Annotated in this window: 23 protein-coding genes and 1 tRNA gene; 16 read left to right on the top strand and 8 right to left on the bottom strand. The window is 38.1% G+C overall.

Features of this window, described 5'->3' with window-relative positions:
* Nucleotides 1-16: 16 nt before the first annotated feature.
* The 6 genes from ACIQ1H_RS00005 to ACIQ1H_RS00030 all read left to right on the top strand — a co-directional run bounded on the left by ACIQ1H_RS00005 (nt 17) and on the right by ACIQ1H_RS00030 (nt 4,456).
* Nucleotides 17-88: transfer RNA gene (locus ACIQ1H_RS00005), tRNA-Glu, on the top strand.
* Nucleotides 89-276: 188 nt separating this feature from the next.
* A complete protein-coding gene (locus tag ACIQ1H_RS00010; RefSeq protein WP_402885466.1) occupies nt 277-1,488 on the top strand; it encodes a diaminopropionate ammonia-lyase in 1,212 nt (403 codons plus the stop codon).
* Between the two features lie 243 nt (nt 1,489-1,731).
* The gene (locus tag ACIQ1H_RS00015) at nt 1,732-2,070 is read left to right on the top strand and encodes a DUF7683 domain-containing protein (RefSeq protein WP_402885469.1); all 339 of its coding nucleotides are present in this window, start codon (nt 1,732-1,734) and stop codon (nt 2,068-2,070) included.
* Between the two features lie 110 nt (nt 2,071-2,180).
* A complete protein-coding gene (locus tag ACIQ1H_RS00020) occupies nt 2,181-2,942 on the top strand; it encodes a MerR family transcriptional regulator (RefSeq protein WP_402885470.1) in 762 nt (253 codons plus the stop codon).
* Between the two features lie 73 nt (nt 2,943-3,015).
* Nucleotides 3,016-3,465 carry a TraR/DksA C4-type zinc finger protein gene (locus ACIQ1H_RS00025; protein WP_173477637.1) on the top strand — a complete coding sequence of 150 codons (450 nt, stop codon included), beginning with the start codon at nt 3,016-3,018 and terminating at the stop codon, nt 3,463-3,465.
* 64 nt (nt 3,466-3,529) lie between these two features.
* Nucleotides 3,530-4,456, top strand: coding sequence for a dipeptidase (locus ACIQ1H_RS00030; protein WP_173477636.1), 927 nt, complete (start codon nt 3,530-3,532; stop codon nt 4,454-4,456).
* Between the two features lie 340 nt (nt 4,457-4,796).
* Here the strand turns inward: ACIQ1H_RS00030 and ACIQ1H_RS00035 are convergent, their stop codons facing one another.
* The gene (locus ACIQ1H_RS00035) at nt 4,797-5,717 is read right to left on the bottom strand and encodes a 1,4-dihydroxy-2-naphthoate polyprenyltransferase (protein ID WP_173477635.1); all 921 of its coding nucleotides are present in this window, start codon (nt 5,715-5,717) and stop codon (nt 4,797-4,799) included.
* Nucleotides 5,718-6,080: 363 nt separating this feature from the next.
* Here ACIQ1H_RS00035 and ACIQ1H_RS00040 point away from each other — a divergent pair, with 363 nt between their 5' ends.
* From ACIQ1H_RS00040 to ACIQ1H_RS00065, 6 genes are all read left to right on the top strand, one after another.
* Nucleotides 6,081-7,466, top strand: coding sequence for an isochorismate synthase (locus ACIQ1H_RS00040; RefSeq protein WP_402885474.1), 1,386 nt, complete (start codon nt 6,081-6,083; stop codon nt 7,464-7,466).
* A complete protein-coding gene (gene menD / locus ACIQ1H_RS00045; RefSeq protein WP_402885477.1) occupies nt 7,459-9,183 on the top strand; it encodes a 2-succinyl-5-enolpyruvyl-6-hydroxy-3-cyclohexene-1-carboxylic-acid synthase in 1,725 nt (574 codons plus the stop codon). The genes ACIQ1H_RS00040 and menD overlap by 8 nt, the downstream gene beginning before the upstream one ends.
* A complete protein-coding gene (gene menH, locus ACIQ1H_RS00050; RefSeq protein WP_402885478.1) occupies nt 9,171-9,980 on the top strand; it encodes a 2-succinyl-6-hydroxy-2,4-cyclohexadiene-1-carboxylate synthase in 810 nt (269 codons plus the stop codon). The genes menD and menH overlap by 13 nt, the downstream gene beginning before the upstream one ends.
* A gap of 60 nt (nt 9,981-10,040) precedes the next feature.
* The gene (gene menB, locus ACIQ1H_RS00055) at nt 10,041-10,859 is read left to right on the top strand and encodes a 1,4-dihydroxy-2-naphthoyl-CoA synthase (protein ID WP_173477631.1); all 819 of its coding nucleotides are present in this window, start codon (nt 10,041-10,043) and stop codon (nt 10,857-10,859) included.
* Nucleotides 10,860-10,993: 134 nt separating this feature from the next.
* Entirely contained in the window at nt 10,994-12,433 is a 1,440-nt protein-coding gene (locus ACIQ1H_RS00060; RefSeq protein WP_402885483.1) for an o-succinylbenzoate--CoA ligase, read from the top strand.
* Between the two features lie 535 nt (nt 12,434-12,968).
* Nucleotides 12,969-14,117 (top strand): transglutaminase domain-containing protein, encoded by a 1,149-nt coding sequence (locus ACIQ1H_RS00065; RefSeq protein WP_402885485.1) that lies wholly within the window; start codon nt 12,969-12,971, stop codon nt 14,115-14,117.
* 44 nt (nt 14,118-14,161) lie between these two features.
* On the opposite strand, the gene ACIQ1H_RS00070 is transcribed toward ACIQ1H_RS00065, so the two are convergent.
* From ACIQ1H_RS00070 to ytzI, 4 genes are all read right to left on the bottom strand, one after another.
* A complete protein-coding gene (locus ACIQ1H_RS00070) occupies nt 14,162-15,217 on the bottom strand; it encodes a metal ABC transporter solute-binding protein, Zn/Mn family (RefSeq protein ID WP_402885487.1) in 1,056 nt (351 codons plus the stop codon).
* A gap of 107 nt (nt 15,218-15,324) precedes the next feature.
* A complete protein-coding gene (gene yidD / locus ACIQ1H_RS00075) occupies nt 15,325-15,558 on the bottom strand; it encodes a membrane protein insertion efficiency factor YidD (protein WP_402885490.1) in 234 nt (77 codons plus the stop codon).
* On the bottom strand, nt 15,555-15,716 hold the full coding sequence (locus ACIQ1H_RS00080) for a hypothetical protein (RefSeq protein WP_173477629.1): 162 nt from the start codon (nt 15,714-15,716) through the stop codon (nt 15,555-15,557). The genes yidD and ACIQ1H_RS00080 overlap by 4 nt, the downstream gene beginning before the upstream one ends.
* A gap of 213 nt (nt 15,717-15,929) precedes the next feature.
* A complete protein-coding gene (ytzI, locus tag ACIQ1H_RS00085; protein WP_402885494.1) occupies nt 15,930-16,070 on the bottom strand; it encodes a YtzI protein in 141 nt (46 codons plus the stop codon).
* A gap of 133 nt (nt 16,071-16,203) precedes the next feature.
* Here ytzI and ACIQ1H_RS00090 point away from each other — a divergent pair, with 133 nt between their 5' ends.
* Complete coding sequence (locus ACIQ1H_RS00090) at nt 16,204-16,521, top strand: transposase (RefSeq protein ID WP_401009140.1); 318 nt, start codon at nt 16,204-16,206, stop codon at nt 16,519-16,521.
* Between the two features lie 34 nt (nt 16,522-16,555).
* On the opposite strand, the gene ACIQ1H_RS00095 is transcribed toward ACIQ1H_RS00090, so the two are convergent.
* Nucleotides 16,556-18,025, bottom strand: a complete 1,470-nt coding sequence (locus tag ACIQ1H_RS00095; RefSeq protein ID WP_402885496.1) for an L-lactate permease — start codon at nt 18,023-18,025, stop codon at nt 16,556-16,558.
* A gap of 257 nt (nt 18,026-18,282) precedes the next feature.
* Here ACIQ1H_RS00095 and ACIQ1H_RS00100 point away from each other — a divergent pair, with 257 nt between their 5' ends.
* The 3 genes from ACIQ1H_RS00100 to ACIQ1H_RS00110 are packed head-to-tail and all read left to right on the top strand — an operon-like array spanning nt 18,283 to nt 20,130.
* On the top strand, nt 18,283-18,843 hold the full coding sequence (locus tag ACIQ1H_RS00100; RefSeq protein WP_402885498.1) for a helix-turn-helix domain-containing protein: 561 nt from the start codon (nt 18,283-18,285) through the stop codon (nt 18,841-18,843).
* A gap of 59 nt (nt 18,844-18,902) precedes the next feature.
* Entirely contained in the window at nt 18,903-19,370 is a 468-nt protein-coding gene (locus ACIQ1H_RS00105; protein ID WP_402885499.1) for an NUDIX domain-containing protein, read from the top strand.
* Nucleotides 19,354-20,130, top strand: a complete 777-nt coding sequence (locus ACIQ1H_RS00110) for an alpha/beta hydrolase family protein (protein WP_402885502.1) — start codon at nt 19,354-19,356, stop codon at nt 20,128-20,130. The genes ACIQ1H_RS00105 and ACIQ1H_RS00110 overlap by 17 nt, the downstream gene beginning before the upstream one ends.
* A 259-nt stretch (nt 20,131-20,389) precedes the next feature.
* Here ACIQ1H_RS00110 and ACIQ1H_RS00115 read toward each other — a convergent pair whose 3' ends face one another.
* Together ACIQ1H_RS00115 and pckA are read right to left on the bottom strand one after the other, a co-directional pair.
* On the bottom strand, nt 20,390-21,349 hold the full coding sequence (locus ACIQ1H_RS00115; RefSeq protein WP_402885503.1) for an alpha/beta hydrolase: 960 nt from the start codon (nt 21,347-21,349) through the stop codon (nt 20,390-20,392).
* A 103-nt stretch (nt 21,350-21,452) separates the two neighbouring features.
* The gene (gene pckA / locus ACIQ1H_RS00120) at nt 21,453-23,039 is read right to left on the bottom strand and encodes a phosphoenolpyruvate carboxykinase (ATP) (protein WP_173477622.1); all 1,587 of its coding nucleotides are present in this window, start codon (nt 23,037-23,039) and stop codon (nt 21,453-21,455) included.
* Nucleotides 23,040-23,220 lie beyond the last annotated feature (181 nt).

The raw sequence follows: 23,220 nt of genomic DNA on the forward strand, positions 1-23,220 counted from the left end.
CTCCTTCTCCGCCATTGGCCCCTTGGTCAAGCGGTTAAGACACCGCCCTTTCACGGCGGTAACACGGGTTCGAATCCCGTAGGGGTCATACTAAAACGCAGTAAATGTGAATATCACATTTACTGCGTTTTTTTGTTAGAGTGAAAGATAGCTAATAAATAAAGCGAAATTTTACGACTTATATAGAATAGTATCTACTATAGTACATACTATTATTCTTTTTAATTGAATTTTCAGGTAATATAGTAATGAACGCTAAAATAGAGGGGGATAAGGATGAGCCATAACTTGAAATGGGTAGACAATCAACAATTTCATTTACAGGAAAACATAGAGCGAGTAGAACATGCACTACAAAGTTTTACAGTGGAACAGGTTAATCGTGTGGAACGATTTCATCGTACATATGAAGGTTTTAAACAGACACCTTTACGTAGTTTAGATTTTTTAGCATCGCATATAGGGGTCAATAAAATTTTCATAAAGGATGAGTCATTTCGATTTGGCTTAAATGCATTTAAGGTTTTAGGCGGTATTTATGCAATAGGCCAGTATGTTGCTAAATTGCTTGGTAAAAATATTGACGAACTGTCATTCGAACAATTAAAGTCGTCTGAAGTAAAAGCACAACTAGGCGATTTAACATTTATTTCAACAACAGATGGCAATCATGGACGAGGGGTTGCATGGGCAGCTAGAGAACTAGGCTGCAAGGCGCGTATTTATATGCCTGCTGGCAGCGCGGAAGAGCGTTTGCAAAATATTAAGAACGAAGGGGCATACGCAGAAATCACGACAATGAATTATGATGATACCGTGCGTTATACGTCACAGCTTGCAGATAGCAATGGCTGGGTTATTATACAGGATACGATGTGGGAAGGATACGAAGAAATTCCTTTATGGATTATGCAAGGCTATACAACATTAGCAAAAGAAATAGTCAATCAATTAGAAGAAGCACCGACACATGTATTTTTACAGGCAGGAGTAGGTTCATTTGCTGGAGCGATCGTCGCTTTTCTCCAACAATTTTATGGACGGAAGATAACATTTGTGTTGGTAGAGCCAGATGTAGCGAACTGCTTTTATGAGAGCTTTAAACTTGGCACTGACCATTTTGTTACTGTCGGTGGAGAGATGCAAACAATTATGGCAGGGCTAGCGTGTGGAGAGCCGAATCCTTTGGCCTGGGATATTTTAAAAGCGTATACGAAAGTAAGTATTTGCTGTGATGAAACGACAGCTGCAACGGGCATGCGTGTGTTAGCAAATCCACTTGGTTCGGATCATCGCATTGTTGCAGGAGAATCAGGTGCAGCACCGTTCGGATGTTTTTATGAGATAATGACGAATGAGGATTATGCAGAATTAAAGGCGAAATTACAGCTAAATGCACAATCAAATATACTCTTTGTGAATACAGAGGGAGACACGGACGTAGAAAACTACCGAAATATTGTGTGGCATGGTAAGTATGCAAAATAGTACAAGTGAGCATCTCTTTGTTGATTGAGATGCTTTTTTATATTAATTCTTGCAAATTATTTTTATTAAGTTCAAGCGTCAGTTGCTCCATTAGTTGTTGTTTTAGCTACAGTAGCTAGGTATGGTTTTACTAGAGAATAGGCGATTAATAATATACAAAATATAGAAATCTTTCAAAGGGGTTTTCTATTTTGTCATTTCATCGCTACAGATTTTTTTGTCCATTTTGGAGATGACTATTATATGTTTATTGGAACAAATCATTATCAAGAGGAACCATTACAATTTGCTCGGGAACATCATTTATTTGTAGAAGAAAAGATTTCTCCATTTTATATTCGTGAAGAGAGCATCGAAAGAATGATCATGTGGACGCCAATTCATGAAGATACCGTAGTAGGTGAGGAAATACTAACGGACATTTCACTAGAGGAATATAGGGAAATATTGCGCCTTTCCACTATTCATCCAGTTGTCGGGGTCTTTCCAATTACAGCGAGTAACCAACCATTTTTTCAAAAAAATTTAAAACATAAAATGGATATGAATAAGTATCAATATTATCTAAGTGCGGGGGATTGATGATAAGCGCTGTGGCAGGTAGTAAAGTGGCCACAGCTTTTTTTTATTTAAATAGCCCTTGACCTTAACGCAACGTCAAGGTTTACAGTATGGATATGGAGGTGAGAGCAATGGAATATACGATTCAGCAACTTGCAAAATTGTCTGGGGTCAGTACGAGAACGTTACGCTACTATGATGAAATCGACTTGCTAAAACCAGCAAGAACGAACGAGGCAGGCTATCGCTTTTATGGTCAACATGAAGTCGATATACTTCAGCAAATTTTGTTTTATAGAGCACTCGATATGAAACTAGTGACGATACACAACATTATTCATGCACCTGATTTTCAACATACGGCTGCATTAAAAACACATCGTGATGCTTTACTACAACGAAAAAAACAGCTAGATCAATTATTAAAAACAGTGGAACAAACAATTCAATCGATTGAGGGGGAACGTCCAATGACGAACGAAGAGAAATTTGATGGCTTTAAAGAGCAGCTAATTGAGGAAAATGAAAAGCAATATGGTAAAGAAATTCGTGCAAACTATGGTCAAGAAACAGTTGATGCATCGAATGCAAAATTTAGAAATTTAACAGAGGAGCAGTATAAAGCAATGCAACAATTAGAACAGCAATTATTTGAACGATTAAAAGAGGCAATGGCAATAGGAGATGTGAAAAATGATGTTTCAATGGAAGTTGCAGAGCTTCATAAGCGCTGGTTGAGCTTTTCGTGGCCGCAATATACAAAGGAAGCACATGCTGGTTTAGCACAAATGTATGTAGCAGATGACCGCTTTACAGCTTATTACGATAAGCATGTATCTGTTGGGGCTACTCAATTTCTGCATGATGTAATCAGAGAATATACACAAAACTAAAGGAATCCTTCTCATACTGATGTTTTAGAAATAAGTATTTAGGAAAAAATGAATGTATGAGGAGGAGATTTTCATGGAACAACAAATGATAGAAAAGTTTAAAAAACAATTGCAGCAGGAATTACAGGAAATAGAGCAGCAGCTAGAGGAATCAGAGCGACCACAGGCAACAGAGCTCTCCAATTATGATAATCATCCAGCTGATAATGCGAGTGATCTAACTGATCAGCTTACAGAAATGGCTATTGATGAGCATCGTAGTGACCATGCGGAGGAAATCAAAAACGCCCTGCAAGCTATTGAAGATGGAACGTACGGCAAGTGCGCAGAATGTGGGGAAGAAATTCCGCTAGGTCGATTAGAAGCGATGCCCCATGCATTGACATGTGTAGAGCATGCGGAGCAACGAGAGGAACAAATACGACCAGTAGAAGAGGATGTACTATCATCCTTACCAAAATCCGATGATTTCGAAGAACTTGAGGAATTTGGTTCGTCAGATACGCCATCAGATAAAATGTGAAAAATACGAGCATTTCTTCCTAATTATTCCCTTGAACAGTATAATAGCTTTATGGGGTGATAACATGGAAATAATTGATTTACATTGTGATGTATTGTATAAGCTAACAACGCTAGATGCGCCAAAATTTGCGGATGATGTACGATTACATGCAAGTAAAGAAAGATTACAATTAGGGCAAGTAAAGGCGCAGGTATTCGCTATTTTTATCGACCCTGCGACACCACAAAATATGCAATTTTTAGAGGTCATGCGTCAAATTGAAGCCTTTCATACACAAGTATTACAAACTGAAGGCATGGTGCATATTACAGAATGGTCACAACTAGATACTTTAGCGCCTCATGAAATTGGTGCTATTCTAAGTTTAGAAGGCTGTAGCGCAATTGGCGATGATATGACAAAGCTTTCAGCAATTTTGGATGCAGGTGTAAAGTTAGTAGGACTTACATGGAATGAAGAAAATGCTGTAGCCTATGGCGCAGAGCAGGATGCTAGTCTAGGGTTAAAACCTTTCGGTAAAGAGGTTGTCAATATGCTAAATGCGCGGGATATTATTATTGATGTATCCCACTTAAACGAGCAAGGATTCTGGGATTTGCTGCCGCTGGCAAAACATCTTGTCGCAAGTCATAGCAATGCACGTGCGATTTGTGACCATCCACGTAATTTAACAGATCAACAAGCAAAGGCACTTATAGAGCATGGGGGTCATATACATGTAGTCTACTTCCCCAAATTTATTGGTGACAATGCAACAATGGATGATTTAATTGCGCATGTAAAACATCTGGCGAGTATTGTTGGGATTGACCATCTCGGAGTAGGATCTGATTTTGATGGCATCAATGTAACAGTTAAAGGCCTAGCGCATGCAGGTGAGGCGCAAAATTTATTGGAGCAACTACGAGAGCATTTTACAGATGAAGAAGTTCGTGGAATAGCGCACAATAATTTTAGACAATATATAAAAAAAGCAGCAACCAAATAAGGTTGTTGCTTTAGAGTTTTGACAAAAGGAACAAGAATTTCGCTCTTGATGCCTTTTGTCATTTTTATTATTTGGAAATGGCATTTTGCTAACAAAGTGAATAAACTCTTCAAGCGTATCATCTCTTTTAAGTAGCTTGCCATGTTGCATCTTCTACATTTTCCATGTTCCGCATAATCACTTTATTTAGTTGATTGGAGCGGAGGGCGGCGACTCCTGCGGGAACGTACAGAACGTAAGACGCAACAAACCGCGCGCTAGCGAGGGTTGCGGCTTACGTGTGTGCCCGCGGAAAGCGTCCGCACGCAGCGGAAATCAACTGCAGTACTATTTGTGCATATTAATAAAAGAAATAATTTACTAATAATCCGAGTCCTAATAGGAAACCGAAGAATGTATTTGTTTGCGCTGTATATTTCATCGCTGGCATTACTTCCTTGGCTTCTTTTTTATCGCGGAAAATTTGGATAGCACGTAGCGGCTTCGGAATACTTAGGAAAATAATAAGCGCCCAAAAAGTAATACCGTCAATTGCTACTAATGCAATTACCCATAGGTAGGAAACGATAAAAAAGCCAGATAGTACAGAAATAGCACGGTCACGACCTACTAAGATGGCAAGCGTTTTCCGTCCACCTTCTGTATCGCCAACAATATCACGAATATTATTAGATAGCATAATGCCACCTACTAAAATCATACTCGGAACAGAGAGTAAAACCGCATCCAATGTTACAGTACGTGTTTGAATAAAAAAGGCAATTAAGACAATACCCATACCCATGACTGCCCCTGAAACAAGCTCTCCAAATGGCGAATATGCGATAGGATAAGGTCCTCCTGTATATAGAAAACCAATCAGCATACAAACTAGTCCAACTGCAGCAAGCCACCAAGAAGTTGAGGCACAAATATAAATGCCAAGAAGCATGGCTAGTGCATAAAAGCTTAAAGCAATCAACATAATTGTTCTCGGCTGTACACCGTGACGGACAATTGTGCCGCCAATGCCGACAGAATGTTCATTATCTAATCCTAGCTTGTAATCATAATATTCGTTGAACATATTCGTTGCTGCTTGAATTAGCATACTAGCTATCAGCATCGCAAAAAATAGTCCAAAATTAATTGTTTCTTTTTCAATTGCTAGAGCAATTGCTGTTCCTAAAAATACTGGAACGAATGAAGCGGTTAAAGTATGTGGGCGCGTTAAATGCCACCAAACTTTAAAACCCCTATCAGCTTCAATGACTTTGGTCATAAGGTCTTTCTCTCCTTCAACTATTGTAGACTCTTCTTATTTTATACGAAGAAAGAGAAAATGGATAGGTTCACAGCTTATTACATACAGTTATGTTTAAAAAAATGATACAATAGTACATGCATTTGAGAGATGGGAATACAAATTAAGCTAATCGTAGCAGTAGAAAGATTAAAGCCGTCAAACAAATAGGACGGCTATTTTAGCGCAACAAGTAATGCGAAAGACGGATGTCACAGGTCTTTTTGTGTGTGAAATCGAAGCGACAGACGTATGATGTTATGTACGTGGAATTTAAAGCAACACGTACAATAGCACGAAACATAATTGATTATGTACATTGCAATAACGGAGGTAATTTTCATGCAACAGAAGTGGTACCAAGCCACAGAAGTAGAAGTGGACTCTTTGGGCCAAAACCTTCATTTTTATATGGAAACAATCGAAGTAAGTCGCTTATCAGCCCTTGCATTTTATGCAGCGGGCGAGGAGCGTTATAAAGGTGAACGATTTTATTGGCAAAATAGAGAAAAAACAATGACATTAGTAGGGCTGGGACATGCCCACACAATTCAAAATAACGCAAAAAGCGACCGCTTTGATGCTGTAGAAGCTGAATGGAAAAGCTTAACGAAAAATTGCGTAAAAGGACAAGCAGAACTACAACCCATTTTATTTGGTGGTTTTACATTTGATCCGCAAAATAATGTGAATGGTGAGTGGACAGACTTCCCAGAAGCTTATTTTGCCTTGGCAACGTATCAGCTAGTATTACGTGATGACAAAGCCTATGTAAGCATAAATCTTATCGCAACAGCTACGCAGGCAGATGAACAATTAGAGGCGCTGCGTAAAGAGCGAGATCATTTAATCCATGCTGCGCAAGTAAAAGAAGTGAAAATGTATGTAAAGCCTGAAATAACGAATTATTTTGAGCCATATAAGGACCCATATTTAGCGTCAATTGACCAGGTGACTGCACTAATTAAAGCAAAGCAAGCAGATAAAGTAGTCATTGCACGTTCACTTGCACTTCAATTTAAGGAGCAAGTATCGTCACCTCAAGTATTAGCTCAAATTATTCATGAACAGCCTGAAAGTTATTTGTTTGGGCTAGAGAGGGACGATTTATTATTTTTTGGAGCATCTCCAGAGCGCCTTGTGAAGGTAGCAAATGGTCTTGCATACTCATCATGCGTCGCAGGGTCAATTCAACGAGGTAAAACAGCTGAGGAAGATGACGCTTTTGGACAAAGCTTATTAAATGATCCTAAAAATGGTGGCGAGCATCAATACGTAGTCGATATGATTGCGGATACGTTCCGTAAAAACTGTGTTGCGATGAAAATACCAGATGGACCGCGTTTATTAAAAATAAGAGATATCCAACATTTATATACACCTGTTGAAGGTCAGCTTAACAATGAGGCAACTATATTACAGTTAACGAAGCATTTGCACCCAACGCCAGCTTTAGGCGGTGTGCCAAGAAAAGAGGCCATGACTGCTATACGTAAATACGAGCCAATGAACCGTGGGCTTTATGCTGCGCCAATTGGGTGGCTAGATGCAGAAGGCAATGGGGAATTTGCGGTTGCGATTCGTTCTGCTGCGTTAATAAAAGATAAAGCTTATTTATATGCAGGTGGCGGTATTGTAGCTGATTCAGAGCCACAATCTGAATATGAGGAAACATTAGTGAAATTCCGTCCAATGCTTCGAGCGTTAGGAGGACAAGTACATGAGTGAACGAAAAATATTGACTGATTATGTTTATAAAATGGTTGCATCACTAGTGCAGGCGGGTGTCCAGCATGTTGTTGTAAGCCCTGGATCACGGTCAACACCACTAGCTTATGCTTTTGCCTCTACAAAGCAACTAACGATGTACCGTCAAGTAGATGAACGAGCTGCTGCATTTTTTGCACTAGGAATTGCTAAAGCTACTGCTAAGCCTGTTGTATTGTTATGTACATCAGGTACTGCTGCAGCCAACTATTATCCTGCGATTGTAGAAGCAAGTTATGCGCGAGTACCTTTAATTGTTATAACGGCCGATCGCCCACATGAATTACGTGAGGTAGGGGCACCACAAGCTATTAATCAGACAAATTTATATGGAGCACATGTAAAGTGGAGTGTCGATTTTCCACTTCCAGATGGTGCTGCACCGACATTGCCTTTTATTGAGCGTCATATCGCACGTGCAGTAGCCATTGCGACAAGTGCACCTTTTGGTCCAGTGCATATGAATGTACCGTTCCGTGAACCGTTACTTATTGATTTTTGTGATGAGCTTCCTGATGTTACATTTAAGCAAAGTATTATTGGACAGTTAACACCACCTAAGGATGCACAGCTAGAACTTACATCTATATTACGACAAACGAAAAAAGGGTTTGTCATTGTTGGTGAGCTTCCATTAGGGACAGATTTAACTGTTATGTGGGAGTTTGTACGCCAATTAAAATGGCCGATTATTGTTGAAAGTTTATCAAATATGCGAACTTCTGTGCCAACTGATTGCCTGCCATATGTAATTACAACCTATGATGCAATTATGAAAAACGATGACTTTAAAGTGCTTGTTGAACCTGAAACAGTTCTTCGCATAGGAGCTCAGCCTGTATCGAAGTTTATTATGCAGTTTATTACAAAATCGCAGCCACAAGCTTATATTGTTGTTGATGAAGATCCGATGTTCCGTGATTCTACAGGGGTATCAACTCATTTCTTACATGCAAGCATTGGTGAATGGCTTATTCAATTAGACCTTTCTGAAACAGCGCTCGAAGCGGCCTATTTAGCTGAATGGCAAGATGCCAATGACATTGCACTAGAGTATATTGAGCATTATGCAGAAGGCGCAATTGACGAGGGAGCAATGGTGAGTCGCTTACTTGAAGTAATTCCAAATGGTAGTGATGTATTCGTCAGCAGTAGTATGCCAATACGAGATATTGATACATTCCTTATGACAACATCAAAAGATATTCGTATTTTTGCGAACCGTGGGGCAAATGGTATTGATGGCGTTGTATCGACTGCGATGGGATTAAGTCAAGGAAATAATCGTGAAACCTATTTGCTCATTGGAGATTTAGCTTTTTTACATGATGTCAATGGGCTAATTGCTTCACGCTATCAAGCATGCAATATGACCGTTATTGTGATGAATAACGATGGTGGCGGTATTTTCTCTTATTTACCACAATCAACTGTAGAGGCTCATTATGAGAATCTATTCGGTACACCGACTGCGCTCGAATTTCAAGATATTGCTCGCATGTATGACATGGACTATATTTGTATCGAGGATATTGCACAGTTAGTACCAAAATTTAATATGGTGAAAAAAGGACCATTACGTTTAATCGAAATTTTTACAGATCGTGAAGAAAACGTTTATGCACATCGCGCTCTTTGGAATCGTATTAATGCAGGATTAAAAGCATGGCAAAGCTAATTATTCGTGGTCTTGAGACACATGTAGATATTTGGAATGAAGCTGCAGGGCAAACAATTGTTGCATTGCATGGCTTTACAGGAAGTACCGCTACATGGCAAAGTTTAGCGAAGAATCTTCCTCATATGCGAATCGTAGCAATTGATTTAATTGGTCATGGTCAAACAGCTGTGCCGGAACAAGAGAGCCGCTTTACAATGGATGAACAATTGCGTGATTTAGAGGACATTGTTAGTCAATTACAATTAGAGACATTTACATTGCTTGGCTATTCAATGGGGGGACGGATTGCATTATCCTATGCAATCGAATACCCGCATCGCGTGGAGAAGTTATTGTTAGAAAGTGCTTCTCCTGGTTTGCGAACACTCAAAGAGCGTATGGAGCGTTGTGAGCGTGATGATGCGTTAGCCACGAAAATTATGAATAATGGTGTGCTGTCTTTCGTGAATGCGTGGGAAAATATACCGTTGTTTGAATCGCAAAAGCGGTTATCTCATAATGCAAGACAAGCGGTTCGAACAGAGCGACTGGCCCAAAATGAGACGGGCTTGGCTGGCAGCTTACGTGGAATGGGAACTGGTGTACAGCCATCTAATTGGGACAAGTTAACACAATTAGAATTACCTGTGCTATTACTGACTGGTTCGTTAGATAGTAAATTTTGTAATATTGCTTTAGAAATGAAAGCGTTATTAAAAAATGGAAATCATATAACAGTAAATGACGCTGGACATGCAATTCATGTGGAAAATCCAGCTGAATTTGCTACAATAGTAAATGAGTATTTAACGTAATGATTTTTACGTTAGCGCCTCATCTAGTTATGAGGCGAATTTTAATTAGGAGGTATTTCAATGTCACGTCAATGGACTACATTACATACTTACGAAGACATTAAGTATGAGTTTTATAACGGTATCGCTAAAGTAACGATTAACCGTCCTGAAGTGCGTAATGCATTTCGACCAAAAACTGTTATGGAAATGATTGATGCATTTTCTCGTGCTCGAGATGATAAAAATGTAGGTGTTATCATTTTAACAGGTGAAGGCGAGCAAGCTTTCTGTTCAGGTGGTGACCAAAAGGTACGTGGCCATGGTGGCTATGTAGGTGATGATGAAATTCCACGCTTAAACGTACTTGATTTACAACGTTTAATCCGTGTTATTCCTAAACCAGTAGTAGCGATGGTTGCTGGTTATGCAATCGGTGGAGGACACGTATTACATGTTGTATGTGACCTTACAATTGCAGCAGACAATGCTCGTTTCGGACAAACTGGTCCAAAAGTTGGTTCATTTGATGCTGGTTACGGTTCAGGCTATCTTGCACGCATTATCGGTCATAAAAAGGCTCGTGAAATTTGGTACCTTTGCCGTCAATACGATGCACAACAAGCGCTTGATATGGGCTTAGTAAATACAGTTGTTCCTTATGCACAATTAGAAGACGAAACTGTGCAATGGTGTGAAGAAATGCTACAAATGTCTCCTACAGCTTTACGCTTCTTAAAAGCAGCTATGAATGCTGATACAGACGGCTTAGCTGGTCTTCAACAAATGGCAGGCGATGCTACACTTCTTTACTACACTACTGATGAAGCAAAAGAAGGTCGTGACGCATTTAAAGAAAAACGTCAGCCAGACTTCGGTCAATTCCCAAGATTCCCTTGATTTGAATGGTGCAGGCTCGTATCTCTTTGTAGATACGAGCTTTTTCTATTTTTATAAAAGGGGAAACAGACGAATAGACCAATGATAGAAAAAGCGGTACCATTATCATTGTAAATGATCGGAGGAAGCAAATAATGTACCCAAACTGGATTTTGCAGCGTGCGTATGTAACACCATTACGGAGCGCTCTCACATACGAAGGACAAACATGGACGTTTCAACAATTAAATGAGCTATCTTTAAAACGCGCTCGGCAATTAACAACGCTGGATATTAAGCAAGGGGAACGTATCGCGATTATGGGACCGAGTACGCCTGCACTTGTCGTTATGATGTATGCTTGTATGCATTTGCAATGTGAAATGGTCATGCTTAATCGTAGGCTTTCACAAGCCGAAATCGCTTATCAACTAGAAGATTCACAAGCAGAGGCTGTGCTCGTTGCAGATGAAGATGTAGAAAAATTACCACCACAGACGTCTTATTATTTATTTTCTGCCATTGAGAATGGGACAGAACAGCATGTTGATATTGCAAAAGAATGGTCACTCAATCAAACAACATCTATTATGTATACATCTGGGACGACTGGCTTTCCAAAGGGAGTTCGCCAAACGGTTGGCAATCACCAGGCAAGTGCAACGGCTTCTGTTCTTAACATAGGTTTACAAGCAGATGATGTTTGGTTGTGTGCAGTACCATTATTCCATATAAGTGGATTTTCTATTTTAGTGCGTTCATTACTATACGGCAATAAAGTACAGCTATACGAGCATTTTAATGTAGATGCTATTGCACAAAACATAATAGATGGCGATGTCACACATATGTCGGTAGTCGCTGTAACATTAGAACGTATTTTAAATACATTGGAGCTAAACAAGGCACAGGCGTCACCACAATTTAAATTGATGCTAGCTGGTGGTGGCCCTGTACCAGTAGATTATTTAAAACGAGCAAGTGCACTACATTTAGCTGTAGCACAAACATATGGTATGACAGAAACTTCATCGCAAACAGCTACACTAGCGAGTGAAGATGCCATGAAAAAAGTTGGTTCTGCAGGAAAGCCATTATTTTTTAATCAAATAAAAATTTTAGCCCCAAATGCGCAAGGTGAAGGTGAAATATGTATTAAAGGCCCACATGTAACACCAGGGTATATTGGACGCTTTGCTGAAAGAAGTGCAACCGAGGAGGGATGGCTTCATACTGGAGACATTGGCTACATGGATGAGGAAGGCTATTTATTTGTTGTCGATCGTCGAGCAGATTTAATTATTTCAGGTGGTGAAAATATTTATCCAGCTGAGATAGAAAATGTGTTATTGGCGCATCCTGCTGTTCAAGAAGCGGGGGTGTGTGGCATTGATGATGATAAATGGGGGCAAGTTCCAATAGCTTTTGTTGTTTTAAAGGAACAGCTAGCTATGGAAATTTTACAGCAGTATTGTGAAAACAATCTTGCTAAATATAAAGTCCCAAAACAATTCATTATAATCGATGAACTTCCGCGGAATGGAGCAAATAAGCTACTAAGAAGAAAATTATTAGATTTACTTCCAAGTGAATAACTTTCATTAAATTACAATGCCTTACAAAGGGCTTCGTTTAAAAGAAAACAGCATGCTAGAAGCGCACTTCTAGCATGCTGTTTTTGTATGTAGTGCCAGTCACTCAAACAATTTTGAATTTTATGTCATATTCGAGTAAAAATCCACGAAGACTTCTGCGGCTTACAACGTGCCTGCGGAAAGCGCAGTGGATTTTTTCGATTTGAGAAGTCGTTATTTTGATAGGTGTCTATACTATAGTGCCCGTCATTCAACACTTCGCCACAAAGCGCAGTCAATTTTTTAAGACATAGAAATTCGGGTATTATGCTGATATAGAAGTAAAGATCAATAGTCCTGTGATTTCAAGTACAGGCGACGCATTTTGCCGACATTGCTTTGCATTATTCTCCTCGTCACTGTTTTGCTACGTCCTTTTCCACCATGCTATGTCATTAAATTTTCCAATCCTCCATTTTTTTAGATTAAATTAATGATTCATTAACATAATAAGTAATGAGCGGCATAAACTATTTAGTAAAGGAGAATGACTCATATGAGAAAATATATATATAATGTTGTCATTATATTATTTGTTTTACAAATGAGTCATGTGCAAGTATTCGCAAATTATGAAAAACAAAATATAGCAACGGCTAATTCAATAGAAACATTACAACAGCAAATTCAGAATGAAGTGTTGCAACTGTCTACTGAATTTGATATTCGATACACTGGTAATATATCTGACTTAAAAGACCAACTAACAAAGCTTATTAAACATGCCATTACCGATCCATATATTTACGCCAATATTTCTAGTTTTAAATGGAAATATGATGGCTACGCAAATAATATTGTCATTCAATTTCAATTTACCTATCATATCTCACAGGAAGAGGAGGCATTTGTCGAGCAAACATTGACAACTATTGTTGGATCTATGCATGGATTAAGCAAGCTGGAGAAAATACAAGCTGCACATGATTATATCGTCTTAACTTCTGAGTATTCAAAGGATAGTGTAGGAAGTCAATATTCCCCTTACACATTGCTTACTGAACACAAAGGTGTTTGTCAGGCCTATGCTTTAGTACTATATCGGATGTTAGAGATGCTAGATTTTGAAGTACAATATGTACCAGGTAAAGTGGGAGAACAATTGCATGCATGGGTATTAGTGAAGCTAGATAATGAATGGTACCATATTGATGTTACATGGGATGATCCATTGCCAGATCATAAAGGTGAGGTTCGCTATAATTACTTTCTTGTTTCCGATAAGCAATTAGCAAAAGACCATACTTGGGATTATGCAAGTTTTCCAGCGGCAACAAGTGAAAAATATGCTGATTGGCAGCAACTAACTAAAGTTGAAGTTCTTACGAAACCTTTAACAAACCATTTTAACTTTAATAGTGGGCTCGCTATGCTAGATAAAAATACACATATTATTAAACAATTAGTAGAACCATCTCCACTACTATTGAAGCAAGACGAAAAAAGCAGCAAGTCTGTTCAAATAGTTTTCGATGCACAAAATGATAAAATTATTCTAGAGAGAAGTTTTACGCTTCGTCCAGTTGTTGCATTTGTAAAGACGAACGCTAAGAATGGACAAAAGAGCATTATTAGCGTTGACAGAACTGAGAAGAGAATGCCACAAGAAAAATACGTCATAATAAAGGAGGTGTCCCTTGTATAGTTGGGGCACCTCCTTCTTCAAATTACCATGTACGGTTGTTTGGATTACTGATGCTCATTAAGAGCTTTCTCTAATGTTTGCAAATTTTTCTTCATCAATGTAAAGTACGTTTCCTTATTTTTTACATCATCGTTTGTTAACACACTTAAATTATGAAGTACAAGTGATTGAGCACCAACTTCTTTTTGAATGACTTCTGCTAATTTTGAAGAAACATTTTGCTCGAATAAAATGTAATGAATATTTAAGTCATTTGCTTTATCGACGATAGCTGTTAGCTCTTTTTGAGATGGTTCATTTTGAGAGTTTAAGCCTGCAATTGGGACTTGTGTTAAACCATATTGGCCAGCAATGTAGCCAAATGCTGCATGCGATACAAAAAATGTTTTGTCTTGAGTTGCATCAGCCATTGCTTTATATTCACTGTCTAACTCTTGTAGCTCTTTGACTAGAGCTTCATAATTTGCTGTAAAAGTCGCTTCTTGGGCTGGCATTTTTTCAACTAATGTATTTTTAATAGATAGTGCTAAATCTTGACTAATAATAGGCGAAAGCCAAACGTGTGGATCGACACTACCATGATCATGAGCTTCATGCTCGTCATGGTGATCTTCCTCCGTTGCATCATGCTCATGGTCAGCATGATCTTCCTCCGTTGCATTGTGCTCATGCTCATGGTCAGCTTCTTCTTCTTCGTCATGCGAATGACCAGTGCTAACCGCTAATTTTTCGTCCGAAATTTGAGCTGCAGTTGCAACCATTGTTACATCTTCTTTGGCTAACGTTTTTTTAGCATTTTCAACAAAGCCCTCTAGCCCTAAGCCGATGTAAAAGAATATATTTGCATCTGCTAATTTCATCATATCTTTTTGTGTTGGCTCAAATGTATGCTCGTTTGCACCAGGAGGATAAATAGAGGACACTTCTACATATTCGCCCCCAATTCGCTCTGTAAAGTAGCTCAATGGATAGACTGTTGTATAGACAGACAACTTGTCTTTATTGTCCGCCGTCTGTTTTGCTGTTGATGATTTATCACCGCAGGCAACTGTAAATAGTGCAAGCACAGTAATCAGGAAAAATAGAAATACTTTTTTCATATAATAGATACCTCTTTCAAATAGTAATCATTACGATTTATTTTTTTTGACAGTTTCTATAATAACGTACATCGGAAAAAAGTACAAGAAAAAATGACCTTCGAAAATTAATTCTTTTTCGAAGGCCATTTATCGGGCACAGGATCAAAGCCACCAGGATGAAGTGGTTGGCATTTTAAAATGCGCATTACGGTTAGTATGAGTCCTTTAATAGCACCGTGCTTCTGAAAAGCTTCTAATCCGTAGGAGGAGCATGTTGGATAGAAACGGCACGTTGGTGGCGTCATAGGTGAGATGAATTTTCTGTAAAACTGAATGAGCCATATAAAGGGATATTTCATGCTTGACCATCCTTATGATGTGAATTTGTTTGCTCAGGCTTAGCATCGATTGTTTGGGTAAAAAAGTCGCCTTTTTTCTTAAGAATAACAATGACGGAAACTCCAAACATTAGCATCATCATAGCAATCATAATTATTATTGGTAATGGCACACCCATTGTTTTCACTCCAATTTCTTTTCGTTATTGTAATTTCAAGTTTTCGAGCAAGCTCGAAAAAATCTGGACGCAATTACGCTTTGGCGTAATTGATCAACTAGATTCATTAGGATGAATCTAGTTAATGCTTCCGGCGGATGTCACAGATTTTTAGAGGAGCAGTTCGAGCAAGCTCGAAAAAATCTGGACACAATTACGCCTTAGCGTAATTGATTAATCTTGATGAAAATTTTGTTCAGGCTTTTCATCTACCGTATGTTTAAAGGCATAGGCACGGTTGACACTTATTATCGTAGCAGTTGTAACTAAAATAACGATAATAATTGCTACCGTTAAGAGCGAGACCAAACTCATTGCAATCACTCCGTTCTTGTTCATTATACCTATTATAAAATAGATGCTCTAGTTTAGTTGTGAAGGAAGTTTGACATTCCAGCGAATAAAACAAACGCTTTACCACCATACTATGGAAAAAGGGGTGTTATAAATGGATCGTCAGCGTGTATATTTTTCCCTTGCCCATAAAACATATTATACAAATCCATATGAGGGTCAATGGAATTTCGAGCTTAATGTAGATCGACAAGCATTGGATGTTTTCGAAAAAATATTTCAACAAATGCAACTGTTAGAAATTGCGAATGGATGGCGTGCGCAATTACCTTATTTACAATATCATTTGGATAGAGAAAATGACGAATTAGATTTACGATTAAAGAAAATTTACGCACTCATTCACGAATATGGAGACGATGATACAAAGGAATTTGTTGAACAGCTCCCGTATTTTAATAAACGTGTCTAGCTTTTTGTGCTAGACATTTTTTATGTTGAATATCTCACTGTAGGAATAGTAAATGGATAACGATTTCTATAAAAATAATAGCAAGTGTGCCTAGACCAACCATAGCTAATTTTATTTGAATAGTGTTTTCAAGTGTAGTTATTTTACAAACAGAACAGCTTAAGGCGACTCGAGATGGGTTTACCATTGTCATTAAAGATGAACTAACATTTTGGATGCAAGCGAGTAAAGTGGAAGAAGCTCCAATTTGTACAGCAGTTTCTGTTTGTAAGCGAATAAACATCGTATTTGAAGCCGTATTACTGCCAGTTAAAAATCCGCCCGTAGCGCCAATTAAAGGTGTAATAAATATAAAAAGTGAACCAAAAGAGTTTGCAGCAGTTAAAGAAAGTAGTTGTATCATCTTTGCCTCCGACATCATTTCAGAAACAACAATATATAAAAAAGTAGTAAGCAATACTGGATAACATTTATTGATAGTTAACTTAATGCTATCGAGTATGGATGTTTTATTTAAACGGAAGAGTAAGCATGTAAAAAGACAAACAATGAAGAGAAAAAATCCTGGTGAATATAGAAAAGATAACTGAAAATGATACGACGGTATTGTTATCGTCAATAAATGACTTAAAAAACCTTGAATGGGTGGAATGGTTCTAGAAACAAATAATAGAACAATTAATAGCAAATAGGGAGAAATATTTTTTATAAATGCATTAGAAGGATTTTGATTGCCCCTCTTGTGTAAAGTAATCATAATAAAAATAGTTGAAACAACAGTTAAAGAGCCAACTAAACCTGCAAGCTCGACACTGATAAAACGATTACAAATCCACACGCTAAAGCCTAATAACAATCCTATCCAAAGTATTTGCACTTGTTTCTTTTTCATGGCTTTTTTTCCTACCCCAATGTAAGTAACGAGGAAGGCGAAATAAATATAAAGAGGGATGCACATTAGGGCACTACCGACACCTAGATCTTCTAATGGAATGTTTCCTAATGATGCACCAATAATTGTACCCATCGCTAGTGTACCCCAAGGAATTATACATAAACTAATTAATGCTATGAGGGAAGATTGAATAGCATTAAATTTTAAAGCTATTAAAATAGGTGCAATAACAATTACCGCTAAGCCAAACCCACTTACCGATTCAATTAAAGGTGAGAGGCCTAGAGCCAACAATAACACCTGATATGTTTTGTCATCGGTAGAGGTAGCAATGGCCGAAGCAATTTTTTGTATAGCCCCTGATTTCTCCATTAAATGAAATAATAAAATACCAAAAAATAAAATATAAATTACTGGCACTGTTGTAAGAAAACTTTTAATGAAAGGTTTAGGAAGTAACTCGACGCTTGTGTGAAAGGCAGGAGAAATAGCGATACCTGTTGTAAGCATGCAAGCTATAATACCTGTATAAATAGAAGATTTTTTTAAAATAAATATCATAAATAAAATACTAACTAAAGGTAATAGTGCTAAAATGACTTTTAACATTAAACATCACTCCTATGTATAATTAATTCACTATAGTATATTTTATTTTAACTAAAGTGTAAATATGTATTGCTAGTCATTGTTTCTAGAATAAGGGTATACATTTTATAAGTTGATTGTTGTAGAACATGTGCAATATCATAGTAGAAGGACAGTCTCTGACTAGAAAATAAATTTTCACTATAGTAAAAATAATAATAGGGCGAACTAAAATGAATAAGATCGCTTAAACTGCAGTAGTGAGAGGAGCTTTTATAATGGGATTTGGAAAGCAAGTAAATGCTATTAGGAAAAAAAATAAGATGACATTGCAGGAGCTTTCAGCAGTAAGTAATGTGAGTGCCTCGATGCTATCTCAAATTGAAAGAGAAGAAAAAAATCCAACGATTCAAGTAGCCTGTCAAATTGCAGAGGCTTTAAATACAACTCTTTCTGCATTGTTAGATCAGCAAGATAAAAGGGATATTGTCGTGATAAGAAAAGATGAACGCCCAATCTATGTCGACGAAAAATCTGGGTTTCAACGCCACTTATTATCACCTTCTGTTCCTTCTAGAGGCATTGAGTTTGTTTTAAATATCATTCCTGCAAATAAAGAATCAGGCATTTTCCCAGCTCATAAATCAGGAGTGAAAGAGTATATTTTTGTTAAAAGCGGAAAGTTACGTGTTGAATTAGGACGTGGCGCTTTTTGTGAAGAATTAGACGCAGGAGATTCCTTCTTTTTTGAAGCAGATACAGAGCATCGCTTTATTAATAAGACGAATGAAGAATGTCACTATTTCCTTGTGATTGATTCCTCGCAGTATATGAAATAATAAGTCAGCAAAATGTAATGAATACATTCGTTACAATATAATAATAGGAGTGGAATGGAATGTTTTCATTTACAGATTTAAATGGTTTTCAAGTAGATTTAAGCTTTACAAGAGGGGAGTTTGAAGTGGAGCCAAAGCATGTACTCATCTTGTTAAAGCATAAAAATAAATGGCTATGCACGATTCATAAGCGACGTGGCGTGGAAGTGCCAGGTGGTAAGGTAGAACCTGGCGAAACTTTAGAACAAGCTGCTGTTAGAGAAGTATTTGAAGAAACTGGTGTACATGTGAAAAATCTTTGTTGGTTTGCAGAATATGCTGTCCACGGAGATCAATTATTTTGTAAAACAGTATTTACTGCGCAATTTGTAAGTCAAGACAAAGTGGAGTTTGATTTGGAGACTTCAGGTATGGTTTGGCTCACAGATGATGAGTTTGCTAACCATCCAAATTTAAGCTTTCATATGAAAGATGAAGGTATGCAAAAAATGCTAGAGGAGCTGAAGCGCTATGACGATCAATGGTGAAATAGTTGAAAAACGTCCATACCCTTCACCGAATCCAGCTATTCGCTTATCCGAAATTACTTATGTATCACTTGGATTACGGGTTAAAGGCTTGCTAGCGGAGCCTAAGGCAGAAGGTACATACGATGGTTTTTTATATTTACGTGGTGGAATGCAAAGCATCGGTATGGTAAGACCAGCACGTATTGCCCAGTTCGCCGCACAAGGTTTTATCGTTTTTGCCCCTTATTATCGTGGGAACAGAGGTGGGGAAGGGCGTGATGAGTTTGCAGGTCAGGATCGTTATGATGCAGTCCATGGAGTAGATGTGCTAAAGCAATATTGTAATGATAATATTCATGTGTTTGGCTTTTCACGCGGAGGTATTATGGCACTGTGGACGGCAATTTTGCGTAAAGATATTACATCTGTTGTTACATGGGCAGGGGTGTCGGATGCGACAGCAACTTATTGGGAGCGTACGGATATGCGCCGTATGATGAAGCGTGTAATTGGAGGTACGCCTAATCGTGTACCAGAGGAATATGATGCACGTACACCATTATTTGAAGTTGAACACATTACAGCACCTGTGCTTATTATTCACGGCTATCGTGATGAAAATGTCGATATTGAACATGCAAGGCAATTAGCATTTTACTTAGAAGATGCCAATAAAACGTATGAAACATGGTATGATCATCGTTTTGCACACCAATATCCACCTGCTCAAAATCGTGAAACTGTGCGTGATTTGTGTAAATGGATGAAGAAACAATGAGAAGCAAATAAAGGGACAATTGTGCGAGATGGTGACTGGCACTAATTGTGTGTGTCTGGAATTGTTTGAGTGACAGTCACAAAATTTTTATAAAAATCCACTGTGCATTCTGTGGGCTATAGGGAAGCTGCAACCGTCGCTAGATGCGTCATGTGTTGCAGCTTGCGCTATTTGGTTACCATAGAAGCGTTCGTGGATTTTTATTATATTAGTTGTAAGAAATAGGACTAGTATAGTGAATTGTTTGAGTGACAGGCACTTATTCGTTTACGTAGGCACTTAAGAAGGTTTGAATTGTTTCCCAATATATTGCTCCTGCGACATTTTCAGCTCTACCGTGTCCAGCCCCTTCGACTAGTAATTTTTCTTTTGGCACATTGGCAGCTTCATAGACTTCATCTAGCATAGAAGAAGGCACGAATGTGTCAGTACTACCATGGATAAATAGCATCGGTGTTTGTGATTTAGCTACTTGTTTTACCGTATCGGCTTCACCAAGCGTATAGTCTGCTTTGATTTTCGTTACAGCTGAAGCAAAATTCATGATTGGAAATGCAGGCAAATGGAAGATTGCTTTAAGCTGATACGAAAATTCGCCCCAAACAGAAGAATAGCCACAATCCTCGATAATTGCCTTTACGTTTTTAGGTAATTCTTCGCCAGAGGCCATCATCACTGTGGCTCCGCCCATCGATACTCCAAAAAGGACAATTTCAGCCTCATTATTTAATTGCACCGTATTGTTAATCCATGACACGACATCTAAGCGATCATGCCAGCCCATTCCAATATAGTCTCCTTCACTTTTGCCATGGCCTCTCGCATCAGGAATAAGTATATTGTAGCCCATGTCGTAAAAGTTTTTTGCATACTTGGTCATCTGTAAACCATCACTTGAATATCCATGGAAGATGATGGCCCATTTATTTGAATCATTTTGATTTTTAATGGAATAGGCATGTAGCTTATGTTGATCGAAAGATGGAATCGTTGTTTCTTCGTAATGACTGTTGAACCATGTTTCACGAGCTTCTTTCTCTTTCACTTCATTCGGATTAGAATCAATTAAATTATGTGGGGCATCCAGAACGGCTGTTTTATCAGATTGTGGATTTAACGCCAAGTTATAAAAGTAATTGCCTGCAATAAATCCAGCTCCAATAAATAACACGACTAATGATACTAGGATGCCAACTAGTATTTTGTATTTTTTTTTCATATGTATCCTCCAATACTATCCAAAAAATGAACATTTGAAGATTATTTTTTATAGAAGTGGGTAAAAAAAAGGGAACGAATAAATCGTTCCCTTAGTCGCATTATTATTTTAATGGACCACCAAGTTTAGTGATTGCTTCAGAAACGTTTGAGAATTTCTTGAAGTTATCATTGAATAAACCAGCAAGTTCAGCAGCTTTTACATCATAAGCAGCTTTGTCTGCCCAAGCATCGCGAGGGTTAAGAACTTCTGAAGGTACACCTTCAACTGCTGTAGGGATGTGTAAGCCAAATACAGCGTCCTGTGTCGTTTCAACATTGTTCAGTTTGCCATCGATTGCAGCACGTACCATTGTACGAGTGTATGAAAGCTTCATACGGCTACCTGTACCGTATTCGCCACCAGTCCAACCAGTGTTTACAAGGAATACTTGTGCGCCATGCTCATCGATTTTTTGACCTAACATTTCAGCGTAAACAGTTGCTGGAAGTGGAAGGAATGGAGAACCGAAACATGTAGAGAATACTGGCTCTGGCTCTGTTACACCACGTTCAGTACCTGCTAGCTTCGAAGTGAAACCACTTAGGAAGTGATACATTGCTTGTTCTTTTGTTAATTTACTGATTGGAGGTAACACACCAAATGCATCAGCAGTTAAGAAGACGATTGTTTTTGGATGACCTGCAACAGATGGATCAACAATATTTTCAATAAATTGGATCGGGTAAGCAACACGTGTGTTTTCTGTTAATGAAACATCATCGTAGTCACAAACACGAGTTTCAGGATCTACAGCTACGTTTTCTAGAACAGAACCGAAGCGGATTGCGTTATAGATTTCAGGTTCTTTTTCAGCAGAAAGGTTAATTGTTTTTGCATAGCAACCACCTTCAATATTGAATACGCCGTTGTCAGACCAGCCGTGCTCATCATCACCGATTAATTTGCGGGCAGGGTCAGCTGATAAAGTTGTTTTACCAGTACCAGATAAACCGAAGAATAATGCCACATCGCCAGCTTCACCTACGTTTGCTGAACAGTGCATTGATAGGATGCCTTGTTGTGGTAATAGGTAGTTCATAATACCGAAAATAGATTTTTTCATTTCACCAGCATATTCAGTACCACCGATTAGGATGATTTTCTTTTCAAGTGATACAATAATGAAAGTTTCAGAAGATGTACCATCGATAGCTGGATCCGCTTTAAAGTTAGGAGCTGAAATAACTGTGAATTCAGCAACATGAGAAGCTAATTCTTCTTGTGTTGGACGGATAAATAATTGATGGGCGAAAAGATTGTGCCAAGCATATTCATTGATTACTTGGATGCTTAATTGTGAATCTTTGTCAGCACCAGCAAAACCTTTGAATACGAATAATTCGTCACGTTCTTTTAAGTATTTAACTACTTTTACATATAAGTTATCGAACACTTCCGAAGAAATTGGTTGGTTTACTTTACCCCAGTCAATTTTATCTTTTGTGCTTTCTTCTTCTACCGTATATTTATCTTTAGGTGAACGACCAGTGTATTTGCCAGTTTCTGCACGAACTGCGCCATCTACTGTTAACATTGCTTCACCACGAGATGTAGCTTTTTCCGCTAATTGTGGTACTGAAAGTTGAACGTTAATGTTCCCACCGTTTAATAATTCCTTCAGTTCGTTTGCAATTTCTACTGAATTCATCGATTAAATACCATCCTTTTTTATAATATTCCCTTGAGTTTGAGGGAGTTTTTCTTAATTTCAAAAATAGTATAACACAATTGCTTTAATAATCTATACTAATTCAAAAATTATTTTCGTGTTTTAATTAACTTTCAACAAAAAGTCATAAAATAATTGACAACGTTCGACCTTTTACGTA

It is taken from the genome of Lysinibacillus sp. NPDC097279, assembly GCF_044761745.1.
GTDB lineage: Bacteria > Bacillota > Bacilli > Bacillales_A > Planococcaceae > Lysinibacillus.

Bases quoted from the DNA above. Each gene is read 5' to 3' on its own strand.
- ACIQ1H_RS00010 (WP_402885466.1), top strand. From the start codon at position 277: ATGAGCCATAACTTGAAATGGGTAGACAATCAACAATTTCATTTACAG.
- ACIQ1H_RS00015 (WP_402885469.1), top strand. From the start codon at position 1,732: ATGTTTATTGGAACAAATCATTATCAAGAGGAACCATTACAATTTGCT.
- ACIQ1H_RS00020 (WP_402885470.1), top strand. From the start codon at position 2,181: ATGGAATATACGATTCAGCAACTTGCAAAATTGTCTGGGGTCAGTACG.
- ACIQ1H_RS00025 (WP_173477637.1), top strand. From the start codon at position 3,016: ATGGAACAACAAATGATAGAAAAGTTTAAAAAACAATTGCAGCAGGAA.
- ACIQ1H_RS00030 (WP_173477636.1), top strand. From the start codon at position 3,530: ATGGAAATAATTGATTTACATTGTGATGTATTGTATAAGCTAACAACG.
- ACIQ1H_RS00035 (WP_173477635.1), bottom strand. From the start codon at position 5,717: ATGACCAAAGTCATTGAAGCTGATAGGGGTTTTAAAGTTTGGTGGCAT.
- ACIQ1H_RS00040 (WP_402885474.1), top strand. From the start codon at position 6,081: ATGCAACAGAAGTGGTACCAAGCCACAGAAGTAGAAGTGGACTCTTTG.
- menD (WP_402885477.1), top strand. From the start codon at position 7,459: ATGAGTGAACGAAAAATATTGACTGATTATGTTTATAAAATGGTTGCA.
- menH (WP_402885478.1), top strand. From the start codon at position 9,171: ATGGCAAAGCTAATTATTCGTGGTCTTGAGACACATGTAGATATTTGG.
- menB (WP_173477631.1), top strand. From the start codon at position 10,041: ATGTCACGTCAATGGACTACATTACATACTTACGAAGACATTAAGTAT.
- ACIQ1H_RS00060 (WP_402885483.1), top strand. From the start codon at position 10,994: ATGTACCCAAACTGGATTTTGCAGCGTGCGTATGTAACACCATTACGG.
- ACIQ1H_RS00065 (WP_402885485.1), top strand. From the start codon at position 12,969: ATGAGAAAATATATATATAATGTTGTCATTATATTATTTGTTTTACAA.
- ACIQ1H_RS00070 (WP_402885487.1), bottom strand. From the start codon at position 15,217: ATGAAAAAAGTATTTCTATTTTTCCTGATTACTGTGCTTGCACTATTT.
- yidD (WP_402885490.1), bottom strand. From the start codon at position 15,558: ATGAAATATCCCTTTATATGGCTCATTCAGTTTTACAGAAAATTCATC.
- ACIQ1H_RS00080 (WP_173477629.1), bottom strand. From the start codon at position 15,716: ATGGGTGTGCCATTACCAATAATAATTATGATTGCTATGATGATGCTA.
- ytzI (WP_402885494.1), bottom strand. From the start codon at position 16,070: ATGAGTTTGGTCTCGCTCTTAACGGTAGCAATTATTATCGTTATTTTA.
- ACIQ1H_RS00090 (WP_401009140.1), top strand. From the start codon at position 16,204: ATGGATCGTCAGCGTGTATATTTTTCCCTTGCCCATAAAACATATTAT.
- ACIQ1H_RS00095 (WP_402885496.1), bottom strand. From the start codon at position 18,025: ATGTTAAAAGTCATTTTAGCACTATTACCTTTAGTTAGTATTTTATTT.
- ACIQ1H_RS00100 (WP_402885498.1), top strand. From the start codon at position 18,283: ATGGGATTTGGAAAGCAAGTAAATGCTATTAGGAAAAAAAATAAGATG.
- ACIQ1H_RS00105 (WP_402885499.1), top strand. From the start codon at position 18,903: ATGTTTTCATTTACAGATTTAAATGGTTTTCAAGTAGATTTAAGCTTT.
- ACIQ1H_RS00110 (WP_402885502.1), top strand. From the start codon at position 19,354: ATGACGATCAATGGTGAAATAGTTGAAAAACGTCCATACCCTTCACCG.
- ACIQ1H_RS00115 (WP_402885503.1), bottom strand. From the start codon at position 21,349: ATGAAAAAAAAATACAAAATACTAGTTGGCATCCTAGTATCATTAGTC.
- pckA (WP_173477622.1), bottom strand. From the start codon at position 23,039: ATGAATTCAGTAGAAATTGCAAACGAACTGAAGGAATTATTAAACGGT.